This is a genomic window from Psychromonas sp. 14N.309.X.WAT.B.A12 (genome assembly GCF_030397575.1).
Classification (GTDB): domain Bacteria; phylum Pseudomonadota; class Gammaproteobacteria; order Enterobacterales; family Psychromonadaceae; genus Psychromonas.
In genome coordinates this window covers 1-26,621 of the sequence record NZ_JAPNXS010000012.1, presented here as the reverse complement: position 1 = coordinate 26,621, position 26,621 = coordinate 1, and the positions used below count along the sequence as shown (strand labels likewise).

Genomic DNA, 26,621 nt, shown 5'->3' with positions numbered 1-26,621 from the left:
ATGAAGAAGCGTTTATTATTTCTGTTAGTGGCTGTACAACTAGTTTTAGTGGGTTGTTCTAGTACACCTGTGGTAAAAGAGGCAAAGGTTAGCGAACCTGAACCTCTAACCTTAGTAAGTAGCGGTAAACCGAGTAAAGTGCTTCCTTCCTTTACGACTTACAGTTGGGATGATGATTACAACTTTGTGTTAGCCAAAGAAGAAGCGACTATGTTGGTGTTAACACCGTATATACGTCAGCAAATAGAACAGTATATGCGTACTAAAGGGTATCAATTAGTGGATAACCCTGATCAAGCTGAAATGGTGATTGGCTTTTTATTTGCGGCTGATGATGTGGTTGCCAATAACCAAGTGGAGCAACGTTTTGGCTTGGTGCCTGGTACCGTGCGGGAAAAAGGCTTAGACCCTCGCTATAAAAAAGGAGCATTTATGTTGAGTGCTTTGGATAATCGAGGCAAGAAAATTTATTGGAGAGCTGCACTTAAAGGCTTTACTCAATTAGAGCGCGATAAAGCGATAAATAAAGGCACTCAAATGCAGTATATCTTAAGTATGATGCTGGGTGATTTTCCTGAAGCGGGGCGTTAATTAAAAGCTTCTTAATTTTGATAAAAAACACACCTAGGTGTGTTTTTTTGTATTTGAAATAGCATTAATTAAAGGCTCACAAATTAAGTTTAGATCGCTTTAATAGCTATCCCATCATTTACTTGATAATCACTATTCACAAGAAAAGCTTGGATTGCTAATAATGCTGATTCATCAACTTCTGTTAACGCGTATTCAACTTGTGCCACACCTTCTGCTTTTAGCTGTTTTTCAACTTGTGTTAATAGGTTTTTACCTACACCACGGCGGCGTGTCAGATCTCTAATTTGTAATTGAGATAGGGTGGCTGTTGTTCCTGTAATTTGTACTTTAACTCCACCAATATGGCGCTCATTAAACATAGTTAAAAATAAGCGAGACGTTGAGTCATTTAATTGCTCGGTGATCGCTTCAGTGGTTAATGAGGTGGCTGGCAAGTAATTGCCGTAAATTTTTTGTAAATCGATGACTAGTTGCGTTGATAAAGTATCAGCAATAAAAACGGATAATCGCATACAGTGCTCACTATTATATATTTATTGTATTTTTAGGGGGTTTATACCAATCATACTTATTAACTGCTCTATTTTGCTTGTTAAAAATTTTATTTCTTCGTTGTAAATTTCGTAAAGAGAATAACCATTAAAGAAGTTAACGTCTGGCGTTAATCTTCGAAAGGTTTAATTTACGCCTTTCACTAAGCCATTTTTCCTACGCAAAATCTAGATCACTTATTTAATATAATTGGTATTACTTCAGGGTAAAGCAAGTGTTGATGATCATATTGTACTTTTTTCTGGTCTAACATCATACGCTGTTTTTCAGGTATCAGCTGGCTGAGTTTGACTAGTTGAAAGTCTTTATTTGGTGCGCCTAAACGTTGTGACAGGTAGCTTAGGGTTTCCGGATAAGGGTGGCCAATTAAAATGGTATAGGGTGTTGTTAAGCTATGTTTAATGGCTTGATCAAACTGTTTATCCATCGCTTCTGGTGTGCGTACATTGTCGAGAAATATGTGTCTTTTTAATGCGGGTAAACCTGCTGCAATAGCCGTTTTAGCGGCAACACTCTTGGCACTGGTCAAGCTATCCACAAAGAATAATCCGTGCTGGGACAATAGGTCCATAGTCCATTGCATTGGAACAGTTTCTTCTGTGAGCTTACTACCCATGTGATTGTTTACACCTATGGCGTAAGGAATATCATCTAGTGCACCGCTTAATGTGTGTTGAAAGCTGTGTTTGGTCATTTGTTCCATTAAAGCACCTTTGCCTAGGAGGTGATTATGACTATGTGCTTGCATTGGAATATGTAGCAGTACTTCACGACTTTGTTGATGGGCCAAATTTGCGATTTTAGTGGAGTAGGGAGTAAATGGAAGAATCGCAAAAGTAATTGCCTTAGGCAATTTCAAGAAAGCTTGATTATGACGATTATAGCCAATGTCATCGATGATGATCGCTATTTTACCGATACTACTTGCTAAGGTACTCGTTGAGTAGGAGATTAATCCAATATATAGCACGAACTTACTGAGTTTTTTTAATAGGGTTAGCACGTAATCATCTTCTTGATAACCAACGTAATGGGTCTTCCGCGGTGCCTTTATGGCTTAATTCAAAATACAATGTGTTTCTCTCTTGGCCACCACTGTGACCTGCTAATGCAATAGCATCACCTTCTAATACGACATCGCCTGCTTTGTATAAAAGCGTCTGGTTGTAGCCGTATAAAGTAATGTAGTTATCACTATGATCTAATGCTATCACCATCCCATAACCTTTAAAGTAACCGGCAAATAATACTCTGCCTGTTGCAACCGCACGTACTTTTTCACCTTCATTAGTGGCGATGGCAATACCTTTCCACTTCACTTGGCTACTACGTGCACTACCAAAACGGTGTAGTACTTTACCTTCAATTGGCCATTTCAGTTTGCCTTTTAAGCTGGCTAATTTTGAGTTGGTTTTTGTCTGTCTATTTGCTTGGTTATTTGCTGTTGCTTGGGTTGCGGCTTCAGCCTCAGCTTGTGCCTTCGCCTTGGCAATATTCTTATTTTTAAGAGCTTTTGCAGCCGCTATTTTAGCTGCTGCTATTTGTTGTCTCTTGCGTTCTTCTGCTGCTTTTTTAAGACGAGCGCGGAGTGCTTTCTCTGAATTATTGAGTTTTGCAATTTTGTTACTTTGATAGTTAATATCTTTTCTTAATGCTTGTAGAGCTTTGTCTCGCTTACTTTTTTCTGCTGTCAGGCTAGCTTGTCTCTGCTTTTGTTGCTCGTAAAGCTTTTCTAACGAGGCTAATGTTTTTGTTTGAGACTCTTGGTTTTTAAGTAGTTTTTGCTCTGTCTCATGCAGTGATTCAATGCTTTCCAAGCGAGCATCATTGAGATACTTGTAGTAGCTTCTAGCGCGGACGACTTTGCTTAAGTCCTCTTGATTCAAAATCAGTTTTACTAGGTCATTTTCACCGGTCATATAAGCGCTGACCAATTGTTGTTGTAATAATGATTGTTGAATGGCTTTATCTTCGTTGAGCTGTTTCGTCTCTTTTTGTAAGTTAACCAAGGCGGTGCGTTGTTGCTCAATTTCTGTTTTGGTTTGATTTGCGGTTAAGGCGATGCTAGCGACAGCCTTTTCGCTTTTCTCTAATTCATTTTCTAACTGCTTTTGTTGTTTTTCTTGTTGTGCTTTAGTTTGTTGGTTTTCTTTAATTTGGCGTTGAATGGTATTTAAGTTAGCGGCAGTAACTGTCTGGCTGAATAGGACTGTGATAAAAAAAGCGATGAAGGCTAAGTAACTTAGTTTTCTGTCGTTAGATAAGTTAAACATCACTGTGATTTTAGGCCTTATAACTTGAATAGGGAATTTCTTAAAAATATCAATTATGAATACGACTTACAAATGTTAATAAAGTTAGATAAAAATAATTGAGATGGCGGCTTATTGTATGCGAATCGAAATTAATTTATAGAGATTAGATGAAATTAAATGCAGATATTAGTAGAAAGGAGAGTTGGATACCCTACTCAAAGGTAGAGTACCCAATAACCAAAGCTTACTTAACAGTAATAATTGGTTGTCCTGTCATCTCTGTTGGAGTTTCTAATCCCATTAGCGATAACATAGTTGGTGCGATATCACATAGACGTCCGCCTTCAGCGATAGTCGCTTCACGGCCCATGTAGATAAATGGCACTGGCAAGTTAGTATGAGCAGTATGGATGCCACCTGTATCAGGGTCAATCATTTGCTCTGCATTACCGTGGTCAGCTGTGATGAGACATTCACCGCCCACTTCTTGTAATGCACTTACTACTTCACCAATACATGTATCAACTGCTTCACATGCTTTTACTGCTGCTTCAAATACACCAGTGTGGCCTACCATGTCGCCATTCGGGTAGTTACAAATGATCACATCATATTCATTGCTCTTAATTGCGCCAACTAGTTTTTCAGTTAGTTCTGCTGAGCTCATTTCTGGTTGTAGATCATAAGTTGCTACCGCAGGAGAGCTGATTAGTGAACGTTTTTCACCTTCAAACTCATCTTCAACACCGCCGTTAAAGAAGAAAGTCACGTGTGCGTATTTTTCTGTTTCAGAAATACGTAGTTGTGTTTTATCTTTCTTCGATAACCATTCACCCAGTGTATTAGTTAGTGATTCACTTGGGTAAGCCGCAGGTGCTTTGATATCTGCAGCGTATTCAGTCAATGTTGCAAAGTGGATATTCGGAACAACTGCGCGCTCAAAACCACTGAAGTTTTCATCTGTGAATGTGTAGGTTAATTCACGTGCACGGTCAGCACGGAAGTTTAAGAATAATACTGCATCGCCTTCGTTCATTGGTGCAGCTTCACCGATAACAGTCGCTTTTACGAATTCATCGTTCTCATCACGTGCGTAAGCGGCTTCAAGGCCTGCTAATGCGCTATCTGCTGTGTATGCGCCTTTTGCTGCGGTTAATACGTTGTACGCTTCTTCAACACGATCCCAACGATTGTCACGGTCCATTGCAAAGTAACGACCTACTAAAGAAACGGTACGGCCTACACCTAGCTCTTTGTATTTTTCTTCGTATTTAGACAGTGTATCTTTCGCGCTACGTGGTGGTGTATCACGGCCATCTAAGAATGCGTGAACAAAAATCTTAGTAGCACCACGTTTTGCTGCTAGTTCGATAGCTGCGAGGATATGCTCATCGTGTGAGTGAACACCACCTGGTGATGCTAGACCCATTATGTGTACTGCTTTGTCAGCCGCTACGGCTTTATCAATTGCTGCTACAAAAACTGCGTTCTCGTAGAAGTCGCCATCTTGAATTGCTTTGGTTACTTTAGTTAAGCTTTGGTAAACAGTACGACCTGCACCGATGTTAGTATGGCCAACTTCAGAGTTACCCATTTGACCCTCTGGTAAACCCACGTCCATACCTGACGCAGAAATAAGACCGTTTGCGTAGTCTTTACATAGTTGGTCTAGTACTGGTGTTTTAGCATTAGATACTGCGTTATCAGGTGTGTCCGGGCGATTTCCCCAGCCATCTAGAATTAATAAAACTAGTGGTTTTTTAGTCATTGTCATTTTAAACCTCTTATTGTGTCCTGGTATAATGTCCAAATTATCTCCACTTTGATTTTACAACATTTGTGCGTCTTGTCACTGAAAAAGCCCGACGTGAGATCAAAGCAAGTCGAAATAGCCCTAAAAAAGTCGTTTTCATTTATTATTCTAAATCTCAAGGCTGATATTCTGTTTTTCACAGGGTATACTCAGATGCGAATTTATCCACAGAGAAGAAGAAACAACTTATGCAAGAGTATATTGATTTTATTAGTAATAACCCGATGTTATCCGCAGCATGGGTAGTTATTGCCGTTATGTTAATTCATAGCTTAGTCAAAAATAAATTAAGCAAGATTAACAATGTTAACCCACAACAAGCGACTTTATTAATCAACAAGCAAGACGCAATCGTCGTTGACGTGCGTAATGCAGACGAGTTTAAGAAAGGTCATATCGTGAATGCTAAAAACATAACTGTGTCACAAATTAATGAAGGAAAGTTTGCTGCTATTGAAAATAACAAACAGACCCCCATTATAGTGGTATGTGCAACGGGAACACGCTCTTCTGGTGCCGGCGATAAACTAGCTAAAGCTGGTTTTGAGCAAGTAAATAACCTATTTTCAGGAATGAGTGGCTGGACAGCTGCGAATTTACCAACAACTAAAAGGTAACAGAACTTATGGCTGCTATTACAATGTACACAACACCATATTGCCCATACTGCCAACGTGCAAAGCAATTATTGGATAGTAAACAAGCTGAATATCAAGAGATTGATGTTTCTGACCGTTCTTTACGTCCAGAGATGACTAAAATCACTGGTGGAACCACTGTGCCACAAATCATTATTGATGGTAATCCAATCGGCGGTTGTGATGAACTGTATGCATTAGAGCGTGCTGATAAGCTTGATGCATTATTAGCTTAAACAATAACAATATAATTTAATTAAAGATTAAGGGAAGATCATGCCAGAACAAGAAGACAAGCAAGTAGAATTCAATATCCAACGTGTTTACGTTAAAGACATCTCATTTGAATGTCCAAATTCACCAGAAATCTTCAAAAAAGAGTGGGCACCAGAAGTTAAAATGGATATCGATACGCAGGCTAAGAAATTAGAAGAAGGTGTATACGAAGTAACATTATCACTGACTGCGACTGCAAAAGTCGAAGAAGATGTTGCGTTCTTATGTGAAGTACAACAAGCAGGTATTTTCTCTGTATCTGACCTTGAAGGTGCTCAATTAGCACATTGTCTAAATGCATTCTGTCCAAATATCTTATTCCCATATGCTCGTGAAGCAGTATCAAGCATGGTTACTCGTGGTACTTTCCCACAGTTGAATTTAGCACCAGTTAACTTTGATGCTTTATTCCAACAAGCGATGGCAAGTAAGCAAGCAGAAGCTGAAACATTAAATTCTTAATGCAGGCTGCTGACACTATTCTAGGTAGGTAATTAATGGCTGAGAAAGCGACTATTTCGGTATTAGGTGCAGGCTCTTATGGTACTGCATTGGCTTTATCACTGGCTCGTAATGGGCATGACACTTTAATTTGGGGTCACAACAGTGAGCATATTGAACGTTTACAGACTGATCGTGAAAATAAGGCGTTTCTGCCTAATGTTACCTTTCCTAGTAGGCTGCACCCTGAAAGTGATTTAGCAAAATGTATTGCTGCAACAGACACTATTTTATTAGTAGTGCCTAGCCATGTATTTGGTTTGGTATTGTCGCAGGTTAAACCCTTGCTTCGAGCTGAGCATCGTATCGCTTGGGCAACCAAAGGACTAGAAGCTGAGACAGGTCGTTTATTGCAAGAGGTCGCTCGCGATATCGTTGGTGATGATTATCCGCTGGCTGTTATTTCAGGTCCTACTTTTGCGATGGAAGTGGCTAAAGGGTTGCCTACTGCTGTTGCTGTTGCTGGGTCTGACAGGGATTTTACTCAACATATTGCTGATTTATTTCATAATATTAGTAACTTTAGAACTTATGTGTCTGAAGACTTTGTTGCGGTACAACTTGGCGGTGCAGTTAAAAATGTGATTGCGATTGGCGCAGGCTTAGCCGATGGTTTGGGTTTTGGTGCCAATGCACGTACTGCCTTAATTACTCGTGGTTTAGCTGAGTTAACTCGTTTAGGTGTGGCGTTAGGTGCTTCTGAGTCTTCTTTTATGGGAATGGCTGGATTAGGTGATCTCGTCCTTACTTGTACCGATAATCAATCACGTAATCGTCGTTTTGGCTTAGCCCTAGGCCAAGGTAAAGGGATTGATGAAGCGCAGGTTGAGATTGGTCAAGTGGTTGAAGGTTACCGCAATACCGAAGAAGTATATAACCTAGCAAAACGGGTAAATATTGAAATGCCCATCTGTGAGCAAATTTATTACGTTTTATATCAAGGTAAAGCGGTGAATGTGGCTGCGATGGATTTACTGTCTCGTAGTAAACGAGGTGAATAATTTCGAGCTTATTCAGGACGAGTCTGTCAGCAGATACAAAAAAGGCCTCAATGAGGCCTTTTTTATTACTTAATAAAACTAGGTAGGAAAGCCTAGATTAAGCTTCTTGTAAGATGTTAAGCATACGACGAAGTGGCTCTGCAGCACCCCATAGTAGTTGGTCGCCTACAGTAAATGCACTGATGTATTCAGGGCCCATTGCTAGTTTGCGGATACGACCTACAGGAATGCTTAATGTGCCTGTTACTTTAGCTGGAGATAATTCAGAAACTGTTGCTTCACGTTCATTTGGAATCACTTTAACCCACTCATTGTGAGACGCTAAGATTTTCTCAATCTCTTCAACCGATACATCTTTTTTCAATTTGATAGTCATTGCTTGGCTATGACAACGCATTGCACCGATACGCACACATAAGCCATCGATAGGTGTTTGCTTGTCGCTAGTACCTAGGATTTTGTTCGCTTCAACTTGTGCTTTCCACTCTTCTTTAGATTGACCTGAAGGCATAGGCACGTCAATCCATGGGATTAAGCTGCCCGCTAATGGAGCTCCAAATTGTTCTGTTGGTAATGCATCACTACGGATAAAGTCTGCAACTTGTTGGTCAATTTCTAAAATAGCAGAAGCTGGATCAGCAAGTTTGTCTGCTACAGATGCTTCAATTGCACCCATTTGGCTAATTAATTCACGCATGTTACGTGCACCAGCACCTGATGCCGCTTGGTAAGTTTGTGGTGCAACCCAGTCGATTAGGTCTGCTTCAAATAAACCACCTAGTGCTAATAACATTAGTGAAACGGTACAGTTACCGCCCACGTAAGTTTTAATACCATCAGTTAAACCTTGTTGGATTACATCTTTGTTTACTGGGTCTAATACGATGATGCTGTCATCTTTCATGCGTAATGAAGAAGCTGCATCAATCCAGTAACCATCCCAACCACTTTCACGTAGTGCCGGGTAAACAGAGTTAGTGTAATCACCACCTTGACAGGTAATAATAATATCCATTTCAGACAGCGCTTCAATTGAAGACGCATCTTTTAAAGTGTCAGTTGGTTTACCAACTTCAGGAGATGCAAGACCAACTTGTGAGGTGGTGAAAAATACTGGCTCAATCGTTGCAAAATCATTCTCTTCACGCATTCTTTGCATAAGAACAGATCCAACCATACCGCGCCAACCAACTAAACCCACTTTTTTCATGGTCTATATTTCCTTAAATTTAATAGTTTCAAATAGAACGATTAATCATTAATCGAATAGGGAATCTATCATTAGAGGCATTATCAAGGCTAGTGATTTGATGGTTTGCAGGAAAAAAAAGCAAGAAAATTACCTTGATTGCTTAATTTTTATTAAACCATCAAGGTAAGTCATTGTTACTTGGAAATAGTCTTTTTAGCGTATTATGCTAAAAGTGCCTGAGTTAATCGTAAATAGTTGGGATAGGTTGACGTTTATGCTGTGTACGAAGGTAAATCGCAATTAATTTCTCTTCTATTTCAGGGGCAACGTCTTTACCTTCTAAGAAATCATCAATTTGATCATAAGTCATACCCAGTGCTACTTCATCTTCAAGTTGTGGTTGGTTTTCTTCAAGGTCAGCAGTTGGTGCTTTTTCAACTAACAAACTTGGTGCCCCCAAGTGCCTTGCTAATGCTCGCACTTGACGTTTACTTAAACCAAATAGTGGAGCTAAATCACAAGCGCCATCACCATGTTTGGTGTAGAAGCCTGTAATATTTTCAGCACTATGGTCTGTACCGACTACTAAACCATTAGTTAACCCTGCTATTTCATATTGTGCAATCATGCGCATGCGTGCTTTTACATTGCCCTTAACAAAGTCAAAATTAGCATTATCAGTAAGTTTTACTTGGCTATTTTGTAATGCGGCTACTGTCGTTTCATGAATACCGTCTGCGCCAGACTGAACATTGACTGTGACACAGCTAGTCGGTTGAATAAAGCTCACAGCAAGTTGTGCTTCATCTTCATCTTTTTGGACAGCGTAAGGTAAACGAACGGCAACAAATTGATAATCGCTGGTATTTTCTTGTTGGTTTAGTTGGTCTATAGCGAGTTGGCATAATCGACCTGCAGTACTTGAATCAACACCGCCACTGATGCCTAGTACCAGTGTTTTACAATAGGCTTTTTTTAAGGTGCTTTTAATAAAGTTAACGCGACGTTCAATTTCATTTTCTACATTGATGTCTGCTACAACACACATCTCTTTTAGTATTGTTTGTTTCATGAGGTTGCCCATTAGTTTGAAGGTGAATGCATTGGTCTCAATGATTATGCAAAAAAGTAGGAGTCTTTTACAGTAATAATTATTTTTATAGCTGCTTCTTTATTGCATATCAAAGCAGGTCGACTTATGAGGAGTAATGTTCATTTATCGAATTGGTCACTGCTATAAGTTTATATGCCCTGTTGTTTAATGAAGATCATTCTGACTGACAATAATTAATGCATGCTTGATGGTTTTTATGATGGTAGTTATTTTTAAGAGTAAAGTACGCTTGAATAGATATAGGTGGCTTATGTAATTGAAGAAAAAGTCTGCACCTTTAAAGTGCGCCTGCCACATTATTGTTCGATATTTTGAACGTTTTTTAAGAGAGGGCGATTTAATATAGAAAAGCTTTGTGTATTTAAGCTAATTTATGTCTATTTATTGATGTTTTTTCCTAATTATATTTCCTTTTAATACAATATTCAGTTGATTATTTCTTTCTTTGGGGCTCTTGTTTTTTTGGCAAGCTTGTTGCTGTATCGAAGAGTACCTATTACAAAATGCGATACAGGCCTTAAGCCTATTCTATTGAACAATATTGACACTCTAGAGGGAATTACAAGTATGAAAAATAAATTGTTTACGTTTGCTTCTGCTGCATCTTTATTAGCACTATCTATGGGAACTGCACAGGCTAATACCTTGGATGATATTAGCGAGTCTGGAGAATTAAGAGCCTGTTTTGACGCGGGTTATATGCCATTTGAAATGAAGGCAAAAAATGGTAACTACATAGGCTTTGATGTAGACCTAGGTAAATTAATGGCTAAGCAAATGGGCGTTAAATATGTACCAGTTAATACTGCGTGGGACGGTATTATTCCGGCACTTCTCACTAATAAGTGTCATGTAATTATGGCGGGTATGACAATCACTGCTAAACGTAATATGCGTGTTAACTTTGCTGACCCTTATATTACTGTTGGCCAAGCGATTTTATTAAACCCAAAACATAAAGGGAAAATCTTAAGTTATAAAGACTTAAATAGTGCTGATTACATTGTGGCAAGTAAGTTAGGTACCTCTGGAGAAGAGTCAGTTAAAAAGATGCTACGTAATGCAAAATACAATGCATTTGAAACAGAAACAGATGCGGCTTTAGAAGTGGTAAATGGTAAAGCTGATGCAATGGTTTACGACATGCCTTTCATCTCTATCTATGCAGCACAAACTAAAGGTAAAACATCGGCAATTCTTGAACCGTTTACTTATGAGCCATTAGGTTGGGCAGTAAAACAGGGAGATCCTGACATGCTGAACTTTTTAAATAACTTTTTAAAACAAACTAAAGGTGATGGTTCTTACCAGCGTATTTACGATAAATGGTTCAACAGTGACGCTTGGTTAAGCCAAGTTAAATAAGTGTCGTTGTAGCATAATGAGATTTACTTGTTAGGTAACAGTAGGTCTCATTGTTAACAAGATTATCAGTAAGTAGTTGATAAAAATCAGCACGATTAACGCTGATTTACCCTCCCTTTTTCCAGGTGACTTTATGAAAGAACAACCACACAGGCTTAAATGGCATATATTGTTTGCTATTACTATTTTGGGTATTGCTGCTGGAATTTATTCAGCATCGCAAACGATTAATTATAATTGGCAGTGGCATCGTGTATTACCTTACATTGTTGATACTTCTCCCGTTGATATTATTGCCCAAGGAGATGGTAGCGCTAGCATAAATAACAATAGCTTGACCATTACCTATGATAATGGCGCCCCTGATCGAATTATCAATAATGCTGATACTATTTTAGTGTCTGATGGGGATATCATTTTTGAAGGCGATCTATTAGCTCGTCAAGAAAACGTTAGAATGGGGGTGTTAATCGAAGGTTTGTTAACCACTCTGGAAATCTCTGTTATCTCATTGTTTTTCTCTTTGTTTATTGGGTTAGTGGCAGCATTAATGCGTATCTCCAATAATCCTTTTAGTAAAAATTTATCTCTATTATACGTTGAAGTGATTCGCGGTACGCCGTTATTAGTGCAGATTTTTATTGTTTATTTCTTTCTCGGTACAGTATTTGATTTAGAGCGCTTTACTGCCGGGATTGTTGCCTTATCAGTATTTACTGGTGCTTATGTGGCTGAAATTTTACGTTCTGGTATTCAATCTATTTCACCTGGGCAAATGGAAGCCGCGCGCTCGTTAGGGATGACTTATCCGAAGGCCATGATGTATGTCATATTACCACAAGCTTTCAAACGTACACTGCCTCCAATGGCTAGCCAACTGATTAATTTAATTAAAGATTCTTCATTAGTGTCGGTGATTTCCATTACCGATTTAACGAAAGCTGGGCGTGAAGTCGTCAGCGGTAGTTTTGCTACTTTTGAAGTGTGGTTTACGGTAGCGGCTTTATATCTATTGTTAACATCAACTTTATCTTGGGCTATACAACGTATTGAAAAGAGGTTAGCAAATAATGGTTAATGCATATAAAGGTAATGACATGGTGGTTACCGCTAATGTCGACAAAATTTATCCAAATAATTGTCATGCTTTAAAAAAGGTGACCACTAATATTAAACGTGGAGAAGTGGTGGTGATTATCGGGCCATCTGGGTCAGGTAAATCAACATTCCTAAGAACCTTAAACCAACTAGAAACCATTACCGATGGCGATATCATTGTAGATGGTGTAAATATGTACGATGAGCGTACCAACATTAATAAGCTGCGTGAAAATGTCGGTATGGTATTCCAATCTTTTAATCTTTTTCCACATCTGACGGTAAAAGAAAATGTCATGCTAGCGCCACTTAAGGTGTCTAAATTGCCTAAAAGTGAAGTAGATGCTGAAGCACAAACTTTATTAAAACGTGTTGGATTAGCTGAAAAAATGGACGTCTATCCTGCGCAGCTATCGGGCGGTCAACAACAACGTGTTGCGATTGCTAGAGCATTAGCAATGAAGCCGGACATGATGTTATTTGATGAACCAACGTCAGCGCTTGATCCTGAAATGGTCGGGGAAGTGTTAGATGTCATGAAGTCATTAGCCGCTGAGGGAATGACTATGATTGTCGTAACACATGAAATGGGTTTTGCTAATGAAGTTGCTGATCGGGTGTTATTTATGGAAGATGGGGTACTTTTGGTTGACGATATTCCTGAGAATATTTTTGGTACAGTAGCTAATCATCCTCGATTACAAAAATTCTTATCAAATATATTATAAGTGATAAGTCATTCTGCGTTATCTGCTCTATCTTTTACTCTTGTTGCTGTGTGTGATAGAGCGATTTTGTTATTTGAAGCTTTTTAAAGCCATGTAGTGCACAAAATAACAAATGAACTTCAGGTTATTTTTTACTCTTTTACATTTCTTATACGTTCTTATCTAAAACTCCGTTAAAATAAACTTTTTTATTATTCTGATATTAAGGTTTCTATTATGTCGTTAAGTGTTGTTATTCTTGCTGCTGGCAAAGGCACTCGCATGTGTTCTCTCCTACCTAAAGTACTTCATAAAATTGCTGACAAGCCGATGGTGCAACATGTTATTGATACGGTAAAAGGAATTGGCGCAGATAATATTCACCTAATATATGGGCATGGTGGCGACATCATGAAACAAAATATCCAAGATGCACGCTTAAATTGGATTGAGCAAACTGAACAGTTAGGAACGGGGCACGCAATGCAAATGGCGCAACCACACTTCCAATCAGGTGAGAAAATTCTGATTGTTTATGGTGATGTGCCGTTATTATCAGAAACGACTCTAGCAAAATTAGTCGCGGTGCAGCCTACAGGTGGTATTGGTTTATTAACTATCAAAATGGATGACCCAACTGGTTATGGTCGTATCGAGCGCAATAATGGTCAAGTTGTTGGTATTGTTGAGCAAAAAGATGCTAACCCTGAGCAATTAGCGATTAATGAAGTTAACACTGGTATTTTAGTTGCAGATGCAGATGCTCTGAATCGCTGGTTACCTGCCTTATCAAATGACAATGCGGCGGGTGAGTTTTATTTAACGGATATTATTCAGATGGCTTATCAAGAAGGGTTATCTATTGAAACCGTTCAACCTGAAAATGCATTTGAGGTAGAAGGTGTGAATAATCGCCTGCAACTGGCTAACTTAGAACGTGCATATCAAGCTGACAAAGCTAATCAATTATTGCTGAGTGGTGTGATGTTACGTGACCCAAGTCGTTTTGATTTACGTGGAGAGTTAACCTGTGGTCAAGACGTCGATATTGATATCAACGTTATTATTGAAGGTAAAGTAAGCTTAGGTTATGGCGTCAAAATTGGTGCTGGTTGTATTTTAACTAATTGTTCGATTGCTGATCATACCGAGATTAAAGCAAACTCTATCATTGAAGGTGCAAACATTGGTGAGCATGCGTCTATTGGGCCATTTGCGCGGATCCGTCCTGATACGGTGATTGCCAACGAAGTACATATTGGTAACTTTGTTGAAGTGAAAAAATCGTCATTAGGTGAAGGCACTAAGTGTGGGCATCTAAGCTACATTGGCGATAGCCAAGTAGGCAGTGGTGTTAATGTTGGTGCAGGTGTGATCACCTGTAATTATGATGGTGCGAATAAGCATCAAACCATTATTGGCAATGATGTGTTTGTGGGCAGTGATTGCCAACTCGTTGCACCAGTAACTATCGGTAATGGTGCGACTACTGGAGCGGGTACGACAGTAGTAAATGATGTACCTGATAATGCGCTATGTGTTGCACGTACTAAGCAACGAAACATTAACGGTTGGAAACGTCCGGTTAAGAAAAAGTAAGCCTTAATTTATTGAAATTTTAAGAAGGTCGGTTATTTATATATTCGGCCTTTTTATTGTCTAAAAGTTAGAACAGCGAATTTTAGATACAAAAAAGGAGGCCTAGGCCTCCTTGTTGTTAATGCTTAATAAATTAGCATTTTTTAAGGTTTAATGGGCGTTTACACACTTGTACATTTTTTAAATGCGTTAGTGTTTCAGCTGGCATACCTTTTGGTAATTCAATAGTAGAGTGATCGTTGTTTAGACGGATATCACCAATGAAACGGCTGTTGATGTTGGCTTCATTTGCGATTGCACCTACGATGTTTTTAACTTGAACACCGTGCTCACGACCTACATCTAAACGGAACATTTCTAGTTCAACGTCAGTTGGGCGGCCACGACCACGTGGCTTGTCTTCGTTGCGTGAACGATCGTTGCGATCTGGACGGTCACCACGAGAACGATCATTACGATCACGACGAGGGCGATCGCCACGAGAGAATTCACGATCATTGCTACGTGGCTCAACGAATTTTTCTTCTACTGGTTGTAATGGTTTTTCTTTTTGTGCCATTAATAATAATGCAGCAGCTAAATCTAAATCATCGATTTCAGTGTTATTTTGAATTTGTTCGAACAATGTACGGAAGAATGTTAAGTCTTCACTTTCACATACAGAGAACAATTGCTTTTGGAAGTTATCAATACGTGTTTGTGTAACCTCGTCACGTGTTGGTAAGTCCATGATAGTAATTGGTTGGCGAGTTGCACGTTCAATTGCTTGCAATAAACGGCGCTCACGTGGCGCAGCAAATAAGATAGCTTTACCAGTACGGCCAGCACGACCAGTACGACCAATACGGTGAACGTAAGATTCAGTATCAGTCGGGATATCGTAGTTTACTACTAGGCTGATACGCTCAACATCAAGACCACGAGCCGCAACATCAGTCGCTACTAGAATGTCTAGGCTACCTGATTTAAGGCGGGCAATTGCACGTTCACGTGTTTGTTGGTTCATATCACCGTTTAGTGCAGCACTGCGGTAACCGCGAGCTTCTAAACGTTCTGCCAATTCAACTGTTGCTGTTTTAGTACGAGCAAAGATGATTACACCATCAAACTCTTCAGTTTCTAACATACGTGTTAATGCATCTAGCTTGTTTACACCACGTACGATCCAACATTTTTGTTCAATGTTTGAAACCGTTGATGTTTTAGCTTTAATCTTAACTTCTGTTGGGTTATTCATGTAACGCTTAGTAATGCGTTTAATTTGATCTGGCATCGTTGCTGAGAAAAGAGCAGTTTGGCGCTTTTCTGGCATCTCTTTCATGATCGTTTCTACGTCATCAATGAAACCCATACGTAACATTTCATCTGCTTCATCTAATACTAATGCTTGCAAGTTTGAAAGGTCTAGCGTCTTACGTTTCAGGTGGTCCATGATACGACCAGGTGTACCAACAACAACTTGTGGTCCACGTGCTAATTGTTTGAATTGAATATTGTAGCTTTGACCACCGTAGATAGGCATTACGTGGAAGCCACGTAAATGACGTGAGTACGATTGGAATGCTTCTGCTACTTGGATTGCTAATTCACGTGTTGGTGCTAAAACCAATACTTGTGGATGGTTTTTAGACACATCAATATTAGCTAATAATGGTAATGCGAATGCAGCCGTTTTACCTGTACCCGTTTGTGCAAGACCTAATACGTCTTCACCGTTTAATAGGTGCGGGATAGTTTGTGCTTGAATTGGAGATGGTGATTCGTAACCCATTTCAGTAACAACTTTTACGATTGACTCTGGTAAGTTTAAATCTTGGAAAGATGGTCCTGCTACTTGGTTTTCTGACTCTGACATAAGTGGCCTCTTGAGTTTATAAAATGCTGCACATTGCTCGAATGTGCGTTAAATTCAGCCTATACCTACATCAGCCTAACAACTTAATATTGTTAAACGTGGTCCATTAACTTTTCGCGAAATCAATCGCGGAGTAGGTGTTACTCTGAATATTTTGCTTCGCTTTAGATGGATCATTTTGCGAGGGAGGCGCATTCTACTGCATTTGTGTATTAAATGCTCGCTTTATTTTGACAAACAGCACGTTTTTTACAAAATTATTGTGCTAAGCATAAGAAATGTCGAAGGTTATCTTGTGATCTTAAATGTTAAGTGCTTTATCTTTTGATTTTTATTTTATTTAACTTTCTTATTACTTAGGTTATAACGGTGCGCAAAATGTAATGTGTAACTAGGATGAGTTAATAATGGCAAAAACAGAAAAATTATCAGTAATGCAAGGTGTTGCTATGTTGGTGTCAGCTTTACTGGGGTCTGGTGTTTTTATTATTCCTGCTATTGCCTCACAAGTATCAGGTAGTTGGTCATTATTAGCATGGGCGATTATGGGAGTGTTAATTGCTCCAATCGTCTTTACCTTTGCGCAGCTTGGTAAGTTTTATCCCCATGCCGGAGGCACTGCATATTATGTGCAGCAAGCGTTTGGAGAAAGAAGTGGACGGTTAGTGAGTTGGTTATTTATTTGGGTAGTTGCTTTAGGCACGCCAGTAATCACCATTACAGCGGCAAATTTCTTACAAAATGCCTTAGTTGAAATGCATTTACTGAGCGATGCAGTTGATTACCGCTTAATGATTGCCATTGGTATTTTATGTTTAGTATTTGTAATTAACTTATTAGGCTTAAAGACTGCTGCTATTATTCAATCGGTATTAAGTGTACTAATTGTCAGTACGTTATTATTCGCCTCTTTAGATGTGCAGTTACAACAAAATTTACCCTTACCCACTGCTGAATTTAGTGTTAGTAAAGTCGCACTAACGGCAACTTTTATTTTGTGGTGCTTTTTAGGAATAGAAGCTATTACGCATATTGCCGATGATTTTAGGCATCCTGAACGTGATTTCCCATTAACTATTTTTATCGGTATTACTATTGCTCTAGTGGTGTATGCCTTGATTAGTATTAGCCTTTTAAAAATGGGGTTTTATGGTGATCAAGAGAAGAACTTAAACTCTGTGGTGCACCTTGTTGAGGCAAGCTTAGGGAGCAAAGGTTATTTATTAGTTAATTTAGTGGGCTTTTGCACCTGCTTTATTTCTATTAGTTTATATTTTGTAGGTTTTTCTCGGTTATTGCAGAGCATGGCTATACAACAACAGATCCACAGTTCATTTCAACGCATTAATTCACATAAGGTTGCTTATTGGGGATTAAGCTTTGCAGTCGCTCTTTGTTTAAGTATGTTGCTAGTTGCAGATTCAATGCAGTTAGCGGTGGATAACTTGATTGCTTATGCTAATGGTTTATTTATCTTAATTTATTTAGCTGCAGGTATTGCTGGCGTGAAGTTATTAACAGGTAAAGCAAGGTATTTAGCTATGATCGCAAGTGTGACGTGCTTAATATTGTTTATTGCTTTGGGGAAGGAGATGTTATTTGCGTTGTGCTTAGTAGCTGCCTTAAGCGTTTATTATACGGTTATCTATTCTTCAGATAACCGTATTAATGCTAGCTAATCAGGGTTACTTGTAGAAAGAGTGATCGCCTTGAGCATGTTCTGTGACATCACGCACTGCATTTAGCTCGCCAGAGAACTCTTCTAATAGCTCTTTCTCGATGCCTTCTTTTAATGTTAAATCTACTTGTGAGCAACCATTACAACCACCACCAAATTCGATGATAGCTACTTGATCTTCAGTCACTTCGATTAACTTGATAAAACCGCCGTGACTAGCAAGTTGTGGGTTGATCTGCACTTGAATAACGTATTCAACACGTTCAATAAGTGGTGCATCGTCTTTCACTTTACGCATTTTAGCATTTGGCGCTTTTAGCGTTAACTGTGTACCAGTATCTTCTTCTACTAGATCAACAAATGCATCTTCTAAGAAAGGTAGGCTTACTTCATCTACTAAAGCATCAAAACCTTCAAAGCTTAAACGTGTATCGCTCTCTTCAACTGCTTCTGGTGGGCAGTAAGATACACCACACTCTGCTTTTGGTGTGCCCGGGTTGATAACAAACACTCGGATGTTAGTGCCTTCTTTTTGCGGCGCTAGTAATTTTGCAAAGTGTGCTTGTGCAACTGGAGTAATTTCGATCATGTTAAACCTTTATGCTTGAGTAATTTACTTGGGCATTATAACGACAATTCCTTATAATAATAATGAAAACAGTAAAATTGCTAAAAATAATAAGTATATGATAGAACCGATGATGCTTATTTTATCAAAGATAATCTATTCATATAGCTAGTTAGCTTGATCACCCAATTCAGTTCTACTAATACACCACACGTCTACTTTTTTGACACCTGCGCTAAGTAAACACTCACAAATACTATTAATAGTTGCCCCAGTTGTTACTACATCATCAATCAAAACAACATGTTTTCCCTGTAAATTAAGTGTAGGAACAGCCATTGAAAAGGCGTTGCTTAGATTTAGGTTACGTTGTTTACGGGTTAAGCCCTCTTGCGCTGTAGTTGCTTTATTACGGTCAATGGGAGTTACTAATTTAGCGCGCAGGGGAAGCTGCTTTAAAAGTGCATCTGCGATTAAATGAGCTTGGTTAAAACCACGAATTCGATGCTTTTTAGGATGCAGCGGTACGGGCAGTATATAATCAATCTGTTTTTGTTGGTCTTCGCTGTAACTCTGTTTAACTATATTGGCCAATAGTAGTCCTAATAAATCTCCATATATTAGTTGATGCTGGTATTTGAGCTTCTTTATTAACGCTGGAAAAGGCGCTTGATAACCTGAAACGGCAACTAACCGGTTAAATTTAAAGGGGTGCTTCAAACATTCCCCGCAAACATTTTGTGTTTGTGCCAAACCATAACCACAATGTAAACAACAAGGTCTCTCTGTTAATATTGCTTGATTACAATGCTGACAAATCAACTGGTCTGCACTGTGTAAACCACACATAAGGCAATGACTGGGTAAACAAGCGGAGAATAAAGCTTGGCTTTCGCTGATAAGTCGAGTTAGGAAATATAGCATAGTAAGTACCTATAAATTAACGAGGTAAGAGTGAGTATAGAACAGAAGATGAAACAGAATGGCCCCTTTGCTTATCAAACTTTTGGCACAGGTAAAGATTTAGTATTGATTCATGGATGGGGTGTGAACAGTACTATTTGGGAGCCTGTTGTTAAGCAATTAAGTGAGCATTATTGTGTGCATTTAGTTAACCTGCCAGGATTTGCTGGCGAGCCAGAGTTAGAGGCTTATACCTTAGAAAATATTGCCGAAACCTTGTTGGCTTACTTACCAGAAAAAGCTGTTTGGTGCGGTTGGTCTTTAGGTGGATTAATTGCTACTCATATCGCATATCATTATCCAGCGCGCGTTGAAAAGTTAATTCAGGTTTGTTCTGCACTTAAGTTTGTTGAAGAAGGGCAATGGCAAGGGGTTGAAAAGTCGGTGTTTAGTGCCTTTAAACTTGGAGTGACGAAGCAGCCGCAAAAAACAGTAAATCGATTTTTGTCTACGCTCGCTATGGGCAGTAATACTGTGAAAACTGATATCGCAACGATAAAACAGTTAATGTCAGAGCAAATAGGAGCTAAGCCATCTGCTTTATTAGGTGGATTAGTGCTGCTCGATGAAGTGGACCTGAGACAGGAATTCAGTCAATTGACTATGCCTTCGTTAACCATTTTAGGTGAGCAAGATAATTTAGTGTCTGTGGTTAATAAAGAAAAATTAGCCGAGTTATCGTCGATTAATCAACAGGTTATTTTTCAACAATCTTCACATGCGCCATTCATTAGTGAACCTATCTTATTTCATCAGGTCTTAATATCGTTCATTGGCTCTCAAAAACAGTGAATAAACTTTATTTTTGCTTAAAAATTAACCATAATGGTTGGTAATTGTATATTTTAGTGGGAGGTCTCTATGGAAATAAATTCAGCATTTTCTTCAGGTGTGAATAGCTTAAATAAAGCGTCGCTGCAAATAACTGAATCCAGTGATCGTATTGCTAAGCAAACAACAAGCCATCAAAGTACTTCGCAAAACCCAGAAGGGGCAAGTGCGCATAGTTATGTTTCGGGTCCGGTAACTACTGAATTAGTGAATATGAAGCTAGCGGAAATTCAAGCTCAATCAGCTGCTAAAGTGATCACTACGGCAGACGACATGGTTGGCTCACTCATTGATGTGTCTGTTTAACGCTAACCATTATGGTTAATGTAAATGTTCAGCTTCCTCCTGTTATAGCAACTCCTTTTCCTCAGGCTGCAGAAGGTCTGCATCGCGAAAATCTTCTACAAACAGCAATTCCTAAAACAGAACAAGCTCACGCTTATGCAAAAATACGTGGAGAACAAGAGCGGGAAGAAACAGCGTACCAATCTCGAGAGATTATTCAGGATAATAAGCAGGGTAGTTCTCGGCAGCAAGAGCAATCAACACACTCCCAACAACGACGTAACTTTTTCTTTGCCGCAAAATTAAAGCTTTCTCCTCATGAGCTCGAAGCATTAGATATTGAATTAAAAGGAATTTCTGACTTTAATGAGGTTATTTCGGTTATACAGGCTAAATATAAAAATGCTGTGTCGCCTTATCCACAACCATCAGTGAGTTACAACGTTTAGTTGTTATTAGAAGAGATATAGCACTCTATAAAAAAGCGCCATAGTAATTATATTACTATGGCGCTCAATCAACTCAGATAAGTGTTATTTGCTTAGTGAGTTTGACAACTACCGCTGCTACAACAATCACTTTCTGGTTTAGGGCTGTGAACATGTCCGTGAGATAATTCTTCAGCTGTTGCTGCACGAACTGATACTACTTCACCTACAAATTGCAGTGCCATACCGGCTAGAGGGTGGTTTGCATCAATGCTTACATTTTCTTCAGTAACTGCTGTTACTTCAACTGTACGTGGGCCTTGATCTGTTTCAGCTTGGAATGACATGCCTACTTCAATTTCATCAACACCTTCAAATAAAGAGCGTGGTACTTCTTGTACTAATGCTTCTTGGAAAGGACCGTAAGCATCTTCTGCTTCAAGTTTTACGTCAAACTTATAGCCGGCTTCTTTGCCTTCTAGCTCTTTTTCTAAGCCTGGTACTAAGTATTGTGCACCTTGAATAAACTCAAGAGGACTTCCGTTTTCAGTGCTATCTAGTGCATTACCGTCAACTTCAGCTACTCCAAAGTGGATGGCAACTACTGAGTTCTTTTCAATCTTCATTATTTTCTCTCTTTATTCTTTATCGGGTTCAGATGGATCAAAAACACCAATTATTTGTTCAAATTGACGTGTTGCTGATTTAGCCTGGTTAGGCGTTTGCGTTTGTGTGTATCCACAGCTAACACACGTTAATGTCTCAACTGCGTTTTCTAATGTCAACGCAATACTATCAATCGTCTTACATTGTGGGCATTCCGCTCCGGCGATGAAGCGTTTTCTATTTTTAGATACTGACATAGTTCAATCACAATTAACAAAAAGTACGACATCATATACTGATGATAGTTGCAGATGCAAAGCTTGCTAAAATAACTTGAAGCAACGCATTATCAAGTAAAGGCTAGTAGTTATGGCTGAACATTACAAATTTCGTTATCATCTTGCTCTAACTTTATCTGATTGACATTGAGACTCTGAATTTATGATTGTTGCATCTAATATCGAATTTATCCGCGGCGGAAAACCTCTACTGGAAAATGCCAGTGCAACAATTAACCCAAAACAGAAAGTCGGTTTAGTAGGGGCCAACGGTTGTGGGAAATCTAGTTTTTTTACATTACTTAAGCAACAGCATCAAGTTGATGCAGGCGAGCTGACGATTCCACATCATTGGCGTTTAGCAAGTGTTGCACAGGAAACACCTGCGTTAGATATGAATGCATTGCAATATGTCATTGACGGAGACCATGAGTTTCGTGCGTTACAGGCTAAATTAAAGCAAGCTGAAGAAGTTGATGACGGTACAAAAATAGCAGAAATGCATATTCTATTAGATAATGCGGGTGGTTATACTATTGAATCTCGCGCTGCAGAATTATTAGCTGGTCTAGGATTTAGCGAGCAAGCTCAAGGCCGCCCTGTTAGCGATTTTTCGGGCGGATGGCGTATGCGTCTTAACTTAGCACAAGCACTACTTTGCCCTTCAGACCTATTATTACTCGATGAACCTACCAACCATTTAGACTTAGATGCGGTCATTTGGTTAGAAAAATGGTTACATCAATATCAAGGCACTTTGATCTTAATCTCCCATGATCGGGACTTTATCGATAGCATTGTTGATAAGATTATCCATATTGAACAAAATAAATTATTCGAATACACAGGTAACTACACTAGCTTTGAACGCCAACGTGCTGAAAAACTAGTACAGCAACAATCTTCCTATGAAAAGCAACAGGCGCAAATGGATCATATGCAGAGCTATATTGATCGGTTCCGTTATAAAGCTAATAAAGCAAAACAAGCGCAAAGTCGTATTAAAGCACTTGAAAAGATGGAGCAGATCTTACCTGCACATGTAGATAACCAATTTAGCTTTTCATTTAGGGAACCTGAAGCATTACCTATGCCCTTATTAACGCTAGACCAAGTTAGTGCTGGTTATGATGATTTGTTGATCTTAGATAAAATCGAGCTCAACTTGGTACCTGGTAGCCGTATTGGTTTACTTGGACGTAATGGGGCTGGTAAATCGACTTTGATTAAATTGCTTTCTAATCAAATGAAGCCTAAATCAGGGAAATTAGAGATCAACACTAATGCAAAGGTTGGTTACTTTGCTCAGCATCAATTAGAGTTTTTACATCTAGATGAAAGTCCAATGCAACATTTAGCACGTTTAGCGCCTGATGAAAAAGAGTTACCTCTGCGTAACTTTTTAGGTAGCTTTGGTTTTCAAGGCGATAAAGCTTTTGATCTTGTTGCCCCATTTTCTGGTGGGGAAAAAGCACGTTTAGTCTTAGCATTGTTAGTATGGCAAAAACCTAACTTACTTTTACTCGATGAGCCAACTAACCACTTAGATTTAGAAATGCGCCACGCTTTAACCGTTGCATTACAAGCATTTGAAGGAGCAATGGTTGTTGTATCGCATGATCGCCATTTGTTACGTACTACTATTGATGACCTTTACTTAGTACATGACAAAAAAGTGCAACCGTTTTCTGGTGACCTAGATGATTATCATCAATGGTTATCTGACCAGCAACGCATAGAAAAGCAAGCAGAGCAAAGTGCTGACAAAGCAGTGTCAGTGAGTGCTAACCGAAAAGATCAAAAAAGATTAGAAGCTGAATTTCGTAAAAAACTAACGCCTTTCAAAAAACAATTAAACACAGCAGAAAAAGCCATGGACAGTGCTTCAGCACGTTTAACTGAGATTGAACAACAGCTGAGTGAAAGTGAGCTATATGAGCAAGAAAACAAAAAAAAGCTGACTGACTTATTAAAAGAACAAGGCGAAGTAAAAGACCTTTTAGAAGAAAATGAAATGCTCTGGATGGATGTGCAGGAGCAGATTGAAACCCTGCAATCTGAATTCGAGGGTTGAGTTTTAGGTGTAGCTTCGCCATACTCTGTGCGCAATGATTCACCAATAAATGAAATAAGAAGGGATTAAAATGAGTTTTGAAGCAAATGAATATTTCGATGGTAACGTTAAATCAATCGCATTCCAAAGTGAAACATTACCTGCAACAGTAGGTGTAATGGAAGTTGGTGAGTACACATTCGGTACTAGTGCTTATGAATACATGACAGTAGTTAGTGGTAGCCTCACAGTCCGCCTTGTCGATACAACTGAATGGAAAACTTATAAAGCTGGTGAAACATTTGAAGTAGAAGCAAATTCAAGCTTTGACGTTAAAGTCGTTGTACAAACTGCTTACCTTTGTTTATACAAGGCATAAAGTTTACTAAGGTAAACGAGCAATAATACATTAGGGAGCTTAGGCTCCTTTTTTAATGCCTGTTAAAAATATTAAACTAATAGATAGTTTTTCCCTGTTTGACGCAAATGCTACTTAGTTAACAAAAATCACTTCATACTTATATGCTTAGCAACTTGTCTCGCATATCTTCCAAGAAGATCACAATTAATAATACAATATTATTATAAATTGGCCCTGTTAATTATTTACCAATCATATTAAGCCTGTAATCAGAGACTTATTATGATTGATATTATCCATGAATATTATCAATATAGATAAGCAGGTACTCTAATGAAAAAAGTATATTTAAGTGCGATTATTGCCACTTTGCTGGTGGGCTGTACAAATACAGAACCAACGTCAAATAACCAAGTGACTTATGAAATAGGAAAAGTTGCGAATGCAACGACACCTTTACCAGCGACAGCACATACAGCGACATTAATCGCTCAATTAGATCCTAACAAAACACCATCTCAAAACTTTGATCTGACTAAATGGAAAATTAATATTCCAATGGAAGATGATAAGCCTAACCGTGCAGGTAAAGTAATGGAAATTTCTGCACAAGTATTGGGCAGTACCACTAATCCATATATACATCCAGATTGGTTTTATACAGACGCAACAACAGGTGCCATGGTTTTTGCTACTCCTAATAAAGCGATGACAACACCTAACAGTAAAAATGCTCGAAGTGAATTACGTGCGATGTTAGCCAAATCATATAAAGATCCAAAAAACAATTTTGCAATAGCTGCTAACCCAGAGGCCGCGTCTTATGGCTCAATTGGCGGTGAGTTATCTGCAACTTTATCAGTAGATTGGGTGAGTACCAGTGGTAATGCCGAAAAGAATGGGGCTTTCTCTACGGTAATAGGTCAAATTCATGGTTCAAAAAACGAACCATTAAAAATTGTGTATCGTAAACTACCAAATCATCAATACGGTTCTCTGTATTGGCGTTATGAAATAAATGCAACCGGAGATAACTACTCTAAACGCAAAGATATCTATCACAATGTATTTGGAGCTTATGACTTACGTAATGGATCAGCAGATCCAACAGATGGAATCAAACTAGGTGAAGTCTTTTCATATAATGTGAATGTAGAAAATAACATTATGCATTTAACATTTGTCAAAAACATCGGCGAAGCAAATGAACAAGTTAAAACAGCGCAAATAGATCTATCAAAACCACATTATCGAGGTAATGAGTATGACGAAGGTTATGCAAATGATTGGATGTACTTTAAAGCAGGTAACTATAACCAATGTAATGTTGGATCTTCTGAATGTACAAATAATGGTATTGATGCCGGTGACTATGCGAAGGTTAGTTTTTATGAGTTAACTTTGGACCAATAAAATAGGTTAGTAAACTAAGGCTTATAACTATTAATGCCTTTCATTTGTATGAAAGGCATATTTTTATAGGTTTAGATATTATTTATCATGCTTATTTATGAATATATCAAGCGTTATTAGTCTCTATTAACTAATTAGTTAAAATCTTAAGATCAGAAATATTCAATTAATCTCGCCATATGAAGCATAAATTATAGTTTTTTGCATGAAATACACTCGTTTTGTTGTTTAATTGAACACTCAGACACTTTTTTGCAAATAAACACAATAAAACGCTTGCCAATGAGATCTTAATCCCTATAATGCGCACCCACAGACACGGGACGGAACGCAAGTTACCCAGCGAGTTTGAGAATAAAATAAACGCAGTAAACGCTTCGAAGTTCGCTTCGAAATAAAGTTGAAAATTAACGTTGACATTGTTCGAAAGGCGCGTAATATACGCCGCCTAGCCGAAAGGCACGCTCTTTAACAATTTAATCAAACAATCTGTGTGAGCACTTATTGTTGATGTGATTTCAAAAAAATCAAAGTCCTACTTGTTAGGCAACATCAATAGAAGTGACACACGAATTAATTCATTAATTCAGAATAACA

General features: G+C 38.6%; 27 protein-coding genes. 16 read left to right on the top strand and 11 right to left on the bottom strand.

Annotated features, from left to right (window positions below; genetic code table 11):
• Window positions 1-591 carry a DUF4136 domain-containing protein gene (locus OW492_RS14400; RefSeq protein WP_290040981.1) on the top strand — a complete coding sequence of 197 codons (591 nt, stop codon included), beginning with the start codon at window positions 1-3 and terminating at the stop codon, window positions 589-591.
• 89 nt (window positions 592-680) lie between these two features.
• Here OW492_RS14400 and panM read toward each other — a convergent pair whose 3' ends face one another.
• From panM to gpmM, 4 genes are all read right to left on the bottom strand, one after another.
• Window positions 681-1,106 carry an aspartate 1-decarboxylase autocleavage activator PanM gene (gene panM / locus OW492_RS14395; RefSeq protein WP_290040979.1) on the bottom strand — a complete coding sequence of 142 codons (426 nt, stop codon included), beginning with the start codon at window positions 1,104-1,106 and terminating at the stop codon, window positions 681-683.
• Between the two features lie 212 nt (window positions 1,107-1,318).
• Window positions 1,319-2,116 carry a divergent polysaccharide deacetylase family protein gene (locus tag OW492_RS14390; protein WP_290040977.1) on the bottom strand — a complete coding sequence of 266 codons (798 nt, stop codon included), beginning with the start codon at window positions 2,114-2,116 and terminating at the stop codon, window positions 1,319-1,321.
• Window positions 2,117-2,153: 37 nt separating this feature from the next.
• The gene (locus OW492_RS14385) at window positions 2,154-3,419 is read right to left on the bottom strand and encodes a peptidoglycan DD-metalloendopeptidase family protein (RefSeq protein WP_290041076.1); all 1,266 of its coding nucleotides are present in this window, start codon (window positions 3,417-3,419) and stop codon (window positions 2,154-2,156) included.
• Between the two features lie 226 nt (window positions 3,420-3,645).
• Complete coding sequence (gene gpmM / locus OW492_RS14380; RefSeq protein WP_290040976.1) at window positions 3,646-5,175, bottom strand: 2,3-bisphosphoglycerate-independent phosphoglycerate mutase; 1,530 nt, start codon at window positions 5,173-5,175, stop codon at window positions 3,646-3,648.
• A gap of 227 nt (window positions 5,176-5,402) precedes the next feature.
• On the opposite strand from gpmM, the gene OW492_RS14375 reads away from it, so the two are divergent.
• From OW492_RS14375 to gpsA, 4 genes are read left to right on the top strand one after another with little or no spacing between them, the layout of a single operon-like run.
• Entirely contained in the window at window positions 5,403-5,831 is a 429-nt protein-coding gene (locus OW492_RS14375) for a rhodanese-like domain-containing protein (protein ID WP_290040974.1), read from the top strand.
• Window positions 5,832-5,839: 8 nt separating this feature from the next.
• Window positions 5,840-6,088 (top strand): glutaredoxin 3, encoded by a 249-nt coding sequence (gene grxC, locus OW492_RS14370; protein ID WP_290040972.1) that lies wholly within the window; start codon window positions 5,840-5,842, stop codon window positions 6,086-6,088.
• 40 nt (window positions 6,089-6,128) lie between these two features.
• A complete protein-coding gene (gene secB, locus OW492_RS14365) occupies window positions 6,129-6,590 on the top strand; it encodes a protein-export chaperone SecB (protein WP_290040970.1) in 462 nt (153 codons plus the stop codon).
• A gap of 35 nt (window positions 6,591-6,625) precedes the next feature.
• A complete protein-coding gene (gene gpsA / locus OW492_RS14360) occupies window positions 6,626-7,630 on the top strand; it encodes an NAD(P)H-dependent glycerol-3-phosphate dehydrogenase (protein ID WP_290040968.1) in 1,005 nt (334 codons plus the stop codon).
• A 97-nt stretch (window positions 7,631-7,727) separates the two neighbouring features.
• Here the strand turns inward: gpsA and asd are convergent, their stop codons facing one another.
• Both asd and nadE read right to left on the bottom strand, forming a co-directional pair.
• The gene (asd, locus tag OW492_RS14355) at window positions 7,728-8,840 is read right to left on the bottom strand and encodes an aspartate-semialdehyde dehydrogenase (protein WP_290040966.1); all 1,113 of its coding nucleotides are present in this window, start codon (window positions 8,838-8,840) and stop codon (window positions 7,728-7,730) included.
• 223 nt (window positions 8,841-9,063) lie between these two features.
• On the bottom strand, window positions 9,064-9,894 hold the full coding sequence (gene nadE / locus OW492_RS14350) for an ammonia-dependent NAD(+) synthetase (protein WP_290040964.1): 831 nt from the start codon (window positions 9,892-9,894) through the stop codon (window positions 9,064-9,066).
• Window positions 9,895-10,503: 609 nt separating this feature from the next.
• Here nadE and OW492_RS14345 point away from each other — a divergent pair.
• The 4 genes from OW492_RS14345 (at window position 10,504) to glmU (ending at window position 14,705) form a co-directional block, all read left to right on the top strand.
• A complete protein-coding gene (locus OW492_RS14345; RefSeq protein WP_290040962.1) occupies window positions 10,504-11,301 on the top strand; it encodes a transporter substrate-binding domain-containing protein in 798 nt (265 codons plus the stop codon).
• 133 nt (window positions 11,302-11,434) lie between these two features.
• Window positions 11,435-12,379, top strand: a complete 945-nt coding sequence (locus OW492_RS14340; protein WP_290040961.1) for an amino acid ABC transporter permease — start codon at window positions 11,435-11,437, stop codon at window positions 12,377-12,379.
• A 19-nt stretch (window positions 12,380-12,398) separates the two neighbouring features.
• Window positions 12,399-13,127, top strand: coding sequence for an amino acid ABC transporter ATP-binding protein (locus OW492_RS14335; RefSeq protein ID WP_290041074.1), 729 nt, complete (start codon window positions 12,399-12,401; stop codon window positions 13,125-13,127).
• Window positions 13,128-13,343: 216 nt separating this feature from the next.
• A complete protein-coding gene (gene glmU / locus OW492_RS14330; protein ID WP_290040959.1) occupies window positions 13,344-14,705 on the top strand; it encodes a bifunctional UDP-N-acetylglucosamine diphosphorylase/glucosamine-1-phosphate N-acetyltransferase GlmU in 1,362 nt (453 codons plus the stop codon).
• Window positions 14,706-14,838: 133 nt separating this feature from the next.
• On the opposite strand, the gene OW492_RS14325 is transcribed toward glmU, so the two are convergent.
• Window positions 14,839-16,560 carry a DEAD/DEAH box helicase gene (locus OW492_RS14325; RefSeq protein WP_290040957.1) on the bottom strand — a complete coding sequence of 574 codons (1,722 nt, stop codon included), beginning with the start codon at window positions 16,558-16,560 and terminating at the stop codon, window positions 14,839-14,841.
• Window positions 16,561-16,967: 407 nt separating this feature from the next.
• On the opposite strand from OW492_RS14325, the gene yjeH reads away from it, so the two are divergent.
• Complete coding sequence (yjeH, locus tag OW492_RS14320) at window positions 16,968-18,239, top strand: L-methionine/branched-chain amino acid transporter (RefSeq protein WP_290040955.1); 1,272 nt, start codon at window positions 16,968-16,970, stop codon at window positions 18,237-18,239.
• Window positions 18,240-18,245: 6 nt separating this feature from the next.
• Here yjeH and nfuA read toward each other — a convergent pair whose 3' ends face one another.
• Together nfuA and OW492_RS14310 are read right to left on the bottom strand one after the other, a co-directional pair.
• Window positions 18,246-18,827 carry a Fe-S biogenesis protein NfuA gene (gene nfuA, locus OW492_RS14315; RefSeq protein WP_290040953.1) on the bottom strand — a complete coding sequence of 194 codons (582 nt, stop codon included), beginning with the start codon at window positions 18,825-18,827 and terminating at the stop codon, window positions 18,246-18,248.
• Between the two features lie 147 nt (window positions 18,828-18,974).
• Window positions 18,975-19,730 carry a phosphoribosyltransferase family protein gene (locus tag OW492_RS14310; RefSeq protein WP_290040950.1) on the bottom strand — a complete coding sequence of 252 codons (756 nt, stop codon included), beginning with the start codon at window positions 19,728-19,730 and terminating at the stop codon, window positions 18,975-18,977.
• 30 nt (window positions 19,731-19,760) lie between these two features.
• On the opposite strand from OW492_RS14310, the gene bioH reads away from it, so the two are divergent.
• The 3 genes from bioH (at window position 19,761) to OW492_RS14295 (ending at window position 21,334) form a co-directional block, all read left to right on the top strand.
• Window positions 19,761-20,561 carry a pimeloyl-ACP methyl ester esterase BioH gene (gene bioH, locus OW492_RS14305; RefSeq protein ID WP_290040949.1) on the top strand — a complete coding sequence of 267 codons (801 nt, stop codon included), beginning with the start codon at window positions 19,761-19,763 and terminating at the stop codon, window positions 20,559-20,561.
• Between the two features lie 69 nt (window positions 20,562-20,630).
• Window positions 20,631-20,906, top strand: a complete 276-nt coding sequence (locus tag OW492_RS14300) for a hypothetical protein (RefSeq protein ID WP_290040947.1) — start codon at window positions 20,631-20,633, stop codon at window positions 20,904-20,906.
• Window positions 20,907-20,917: 11 nt separating this feature from the next.
• Window positions 20,918-21,334, top strand: coding sequence for a hypothetical protein (locus OW492_RS14295; protein ID WP_290040945.1), 417 nt, complete (start codon window positions 20,918-20,920; stop codon window positions 21,332-21,334).
• Between the two features lie 92 nt (window positions 21,335-21,426).
• Here OW492_RS14295 and OW492_RS14290 read toward each other — a convergent pair whose 3' ends face one another.
• Together OW492_RS14290 and OW492_RS14285 are read right to left on the bottom strand one after the other, a co-directional pair.
• Window positions 21,427-21,939, bottom strand: a complete 513-nt coding sequence (locus tag OW492_RS14290) for a peptidylprolyl isomerase (protein WP_290040943.1) — start codon at window positions 21,937-21,939, stop codon at window positions 21,427-21,429.
• Window positions 21,940-21,951: 12 nt separating this feature from the next.
• Window positions 21,952-22,176, bottom strand: coding sequence for a YheV family putative zinc ribbon protein (locus tag OW492_RS14285; protein ID WP_290040941.1), 225 nt, complete (start codon window positions 22,174-22,176; stop codon window positions 21,952-21,954).
• A 184-nt stretch (window positions 22,177-22,360) separates the two neighbouring features.
• On the opposite strand from OW492_RS14285, the gene OW492_RS14280 reads away from it, so the two are divergent.
• The 3 genes from OW492_RS14280 (at window position 22,361) to OW492_RS14270 (ending at window position 26,024) form a co-directional block, all read left to right on the top strand.
• Window positions 22,361-24,271, top strand: a complete 1,911-nt coding sequence (locus tag OW492_RS14280; protein WP_290040939.1) for an ABC transporter ATP-binding protein — start codon at window positions 22,361-22,363, stop codon at window positions 24,269-24,271.
• A gap of 70 nt (window positions 24,272-24,341) precedes the next feature.
• Complete coding sequence (locus tag OW492_RS14275; protein WP_113819433.1) at window positions 24,342-24,629, top strand: pyrimidine/purine nucleoside phosphorylase; 288 nt, start codon at window positions 24,342-24,344, stop codon at window positions 24,627-24,629.
• A gap of 315 nt (window positions 24,630-24,944) precedes the next feature.
• Window positions 24,945-26,024 carry a polysaccharide lyase family 7 protein gene (locus tag OW492_RS14270; RefSeq protein ID WP_290040937.1) on the top strand — a complete coding sequence of 360 codons (1,080 nt, stop codon included), beginning with the start codon at window positions 24,945-24,947 and terminating at the stop codon, window positions 26,022-26,024.
• The last annotated feature ends 597 nt before the right edge of the window (window positions 26,025-26,621 follow it).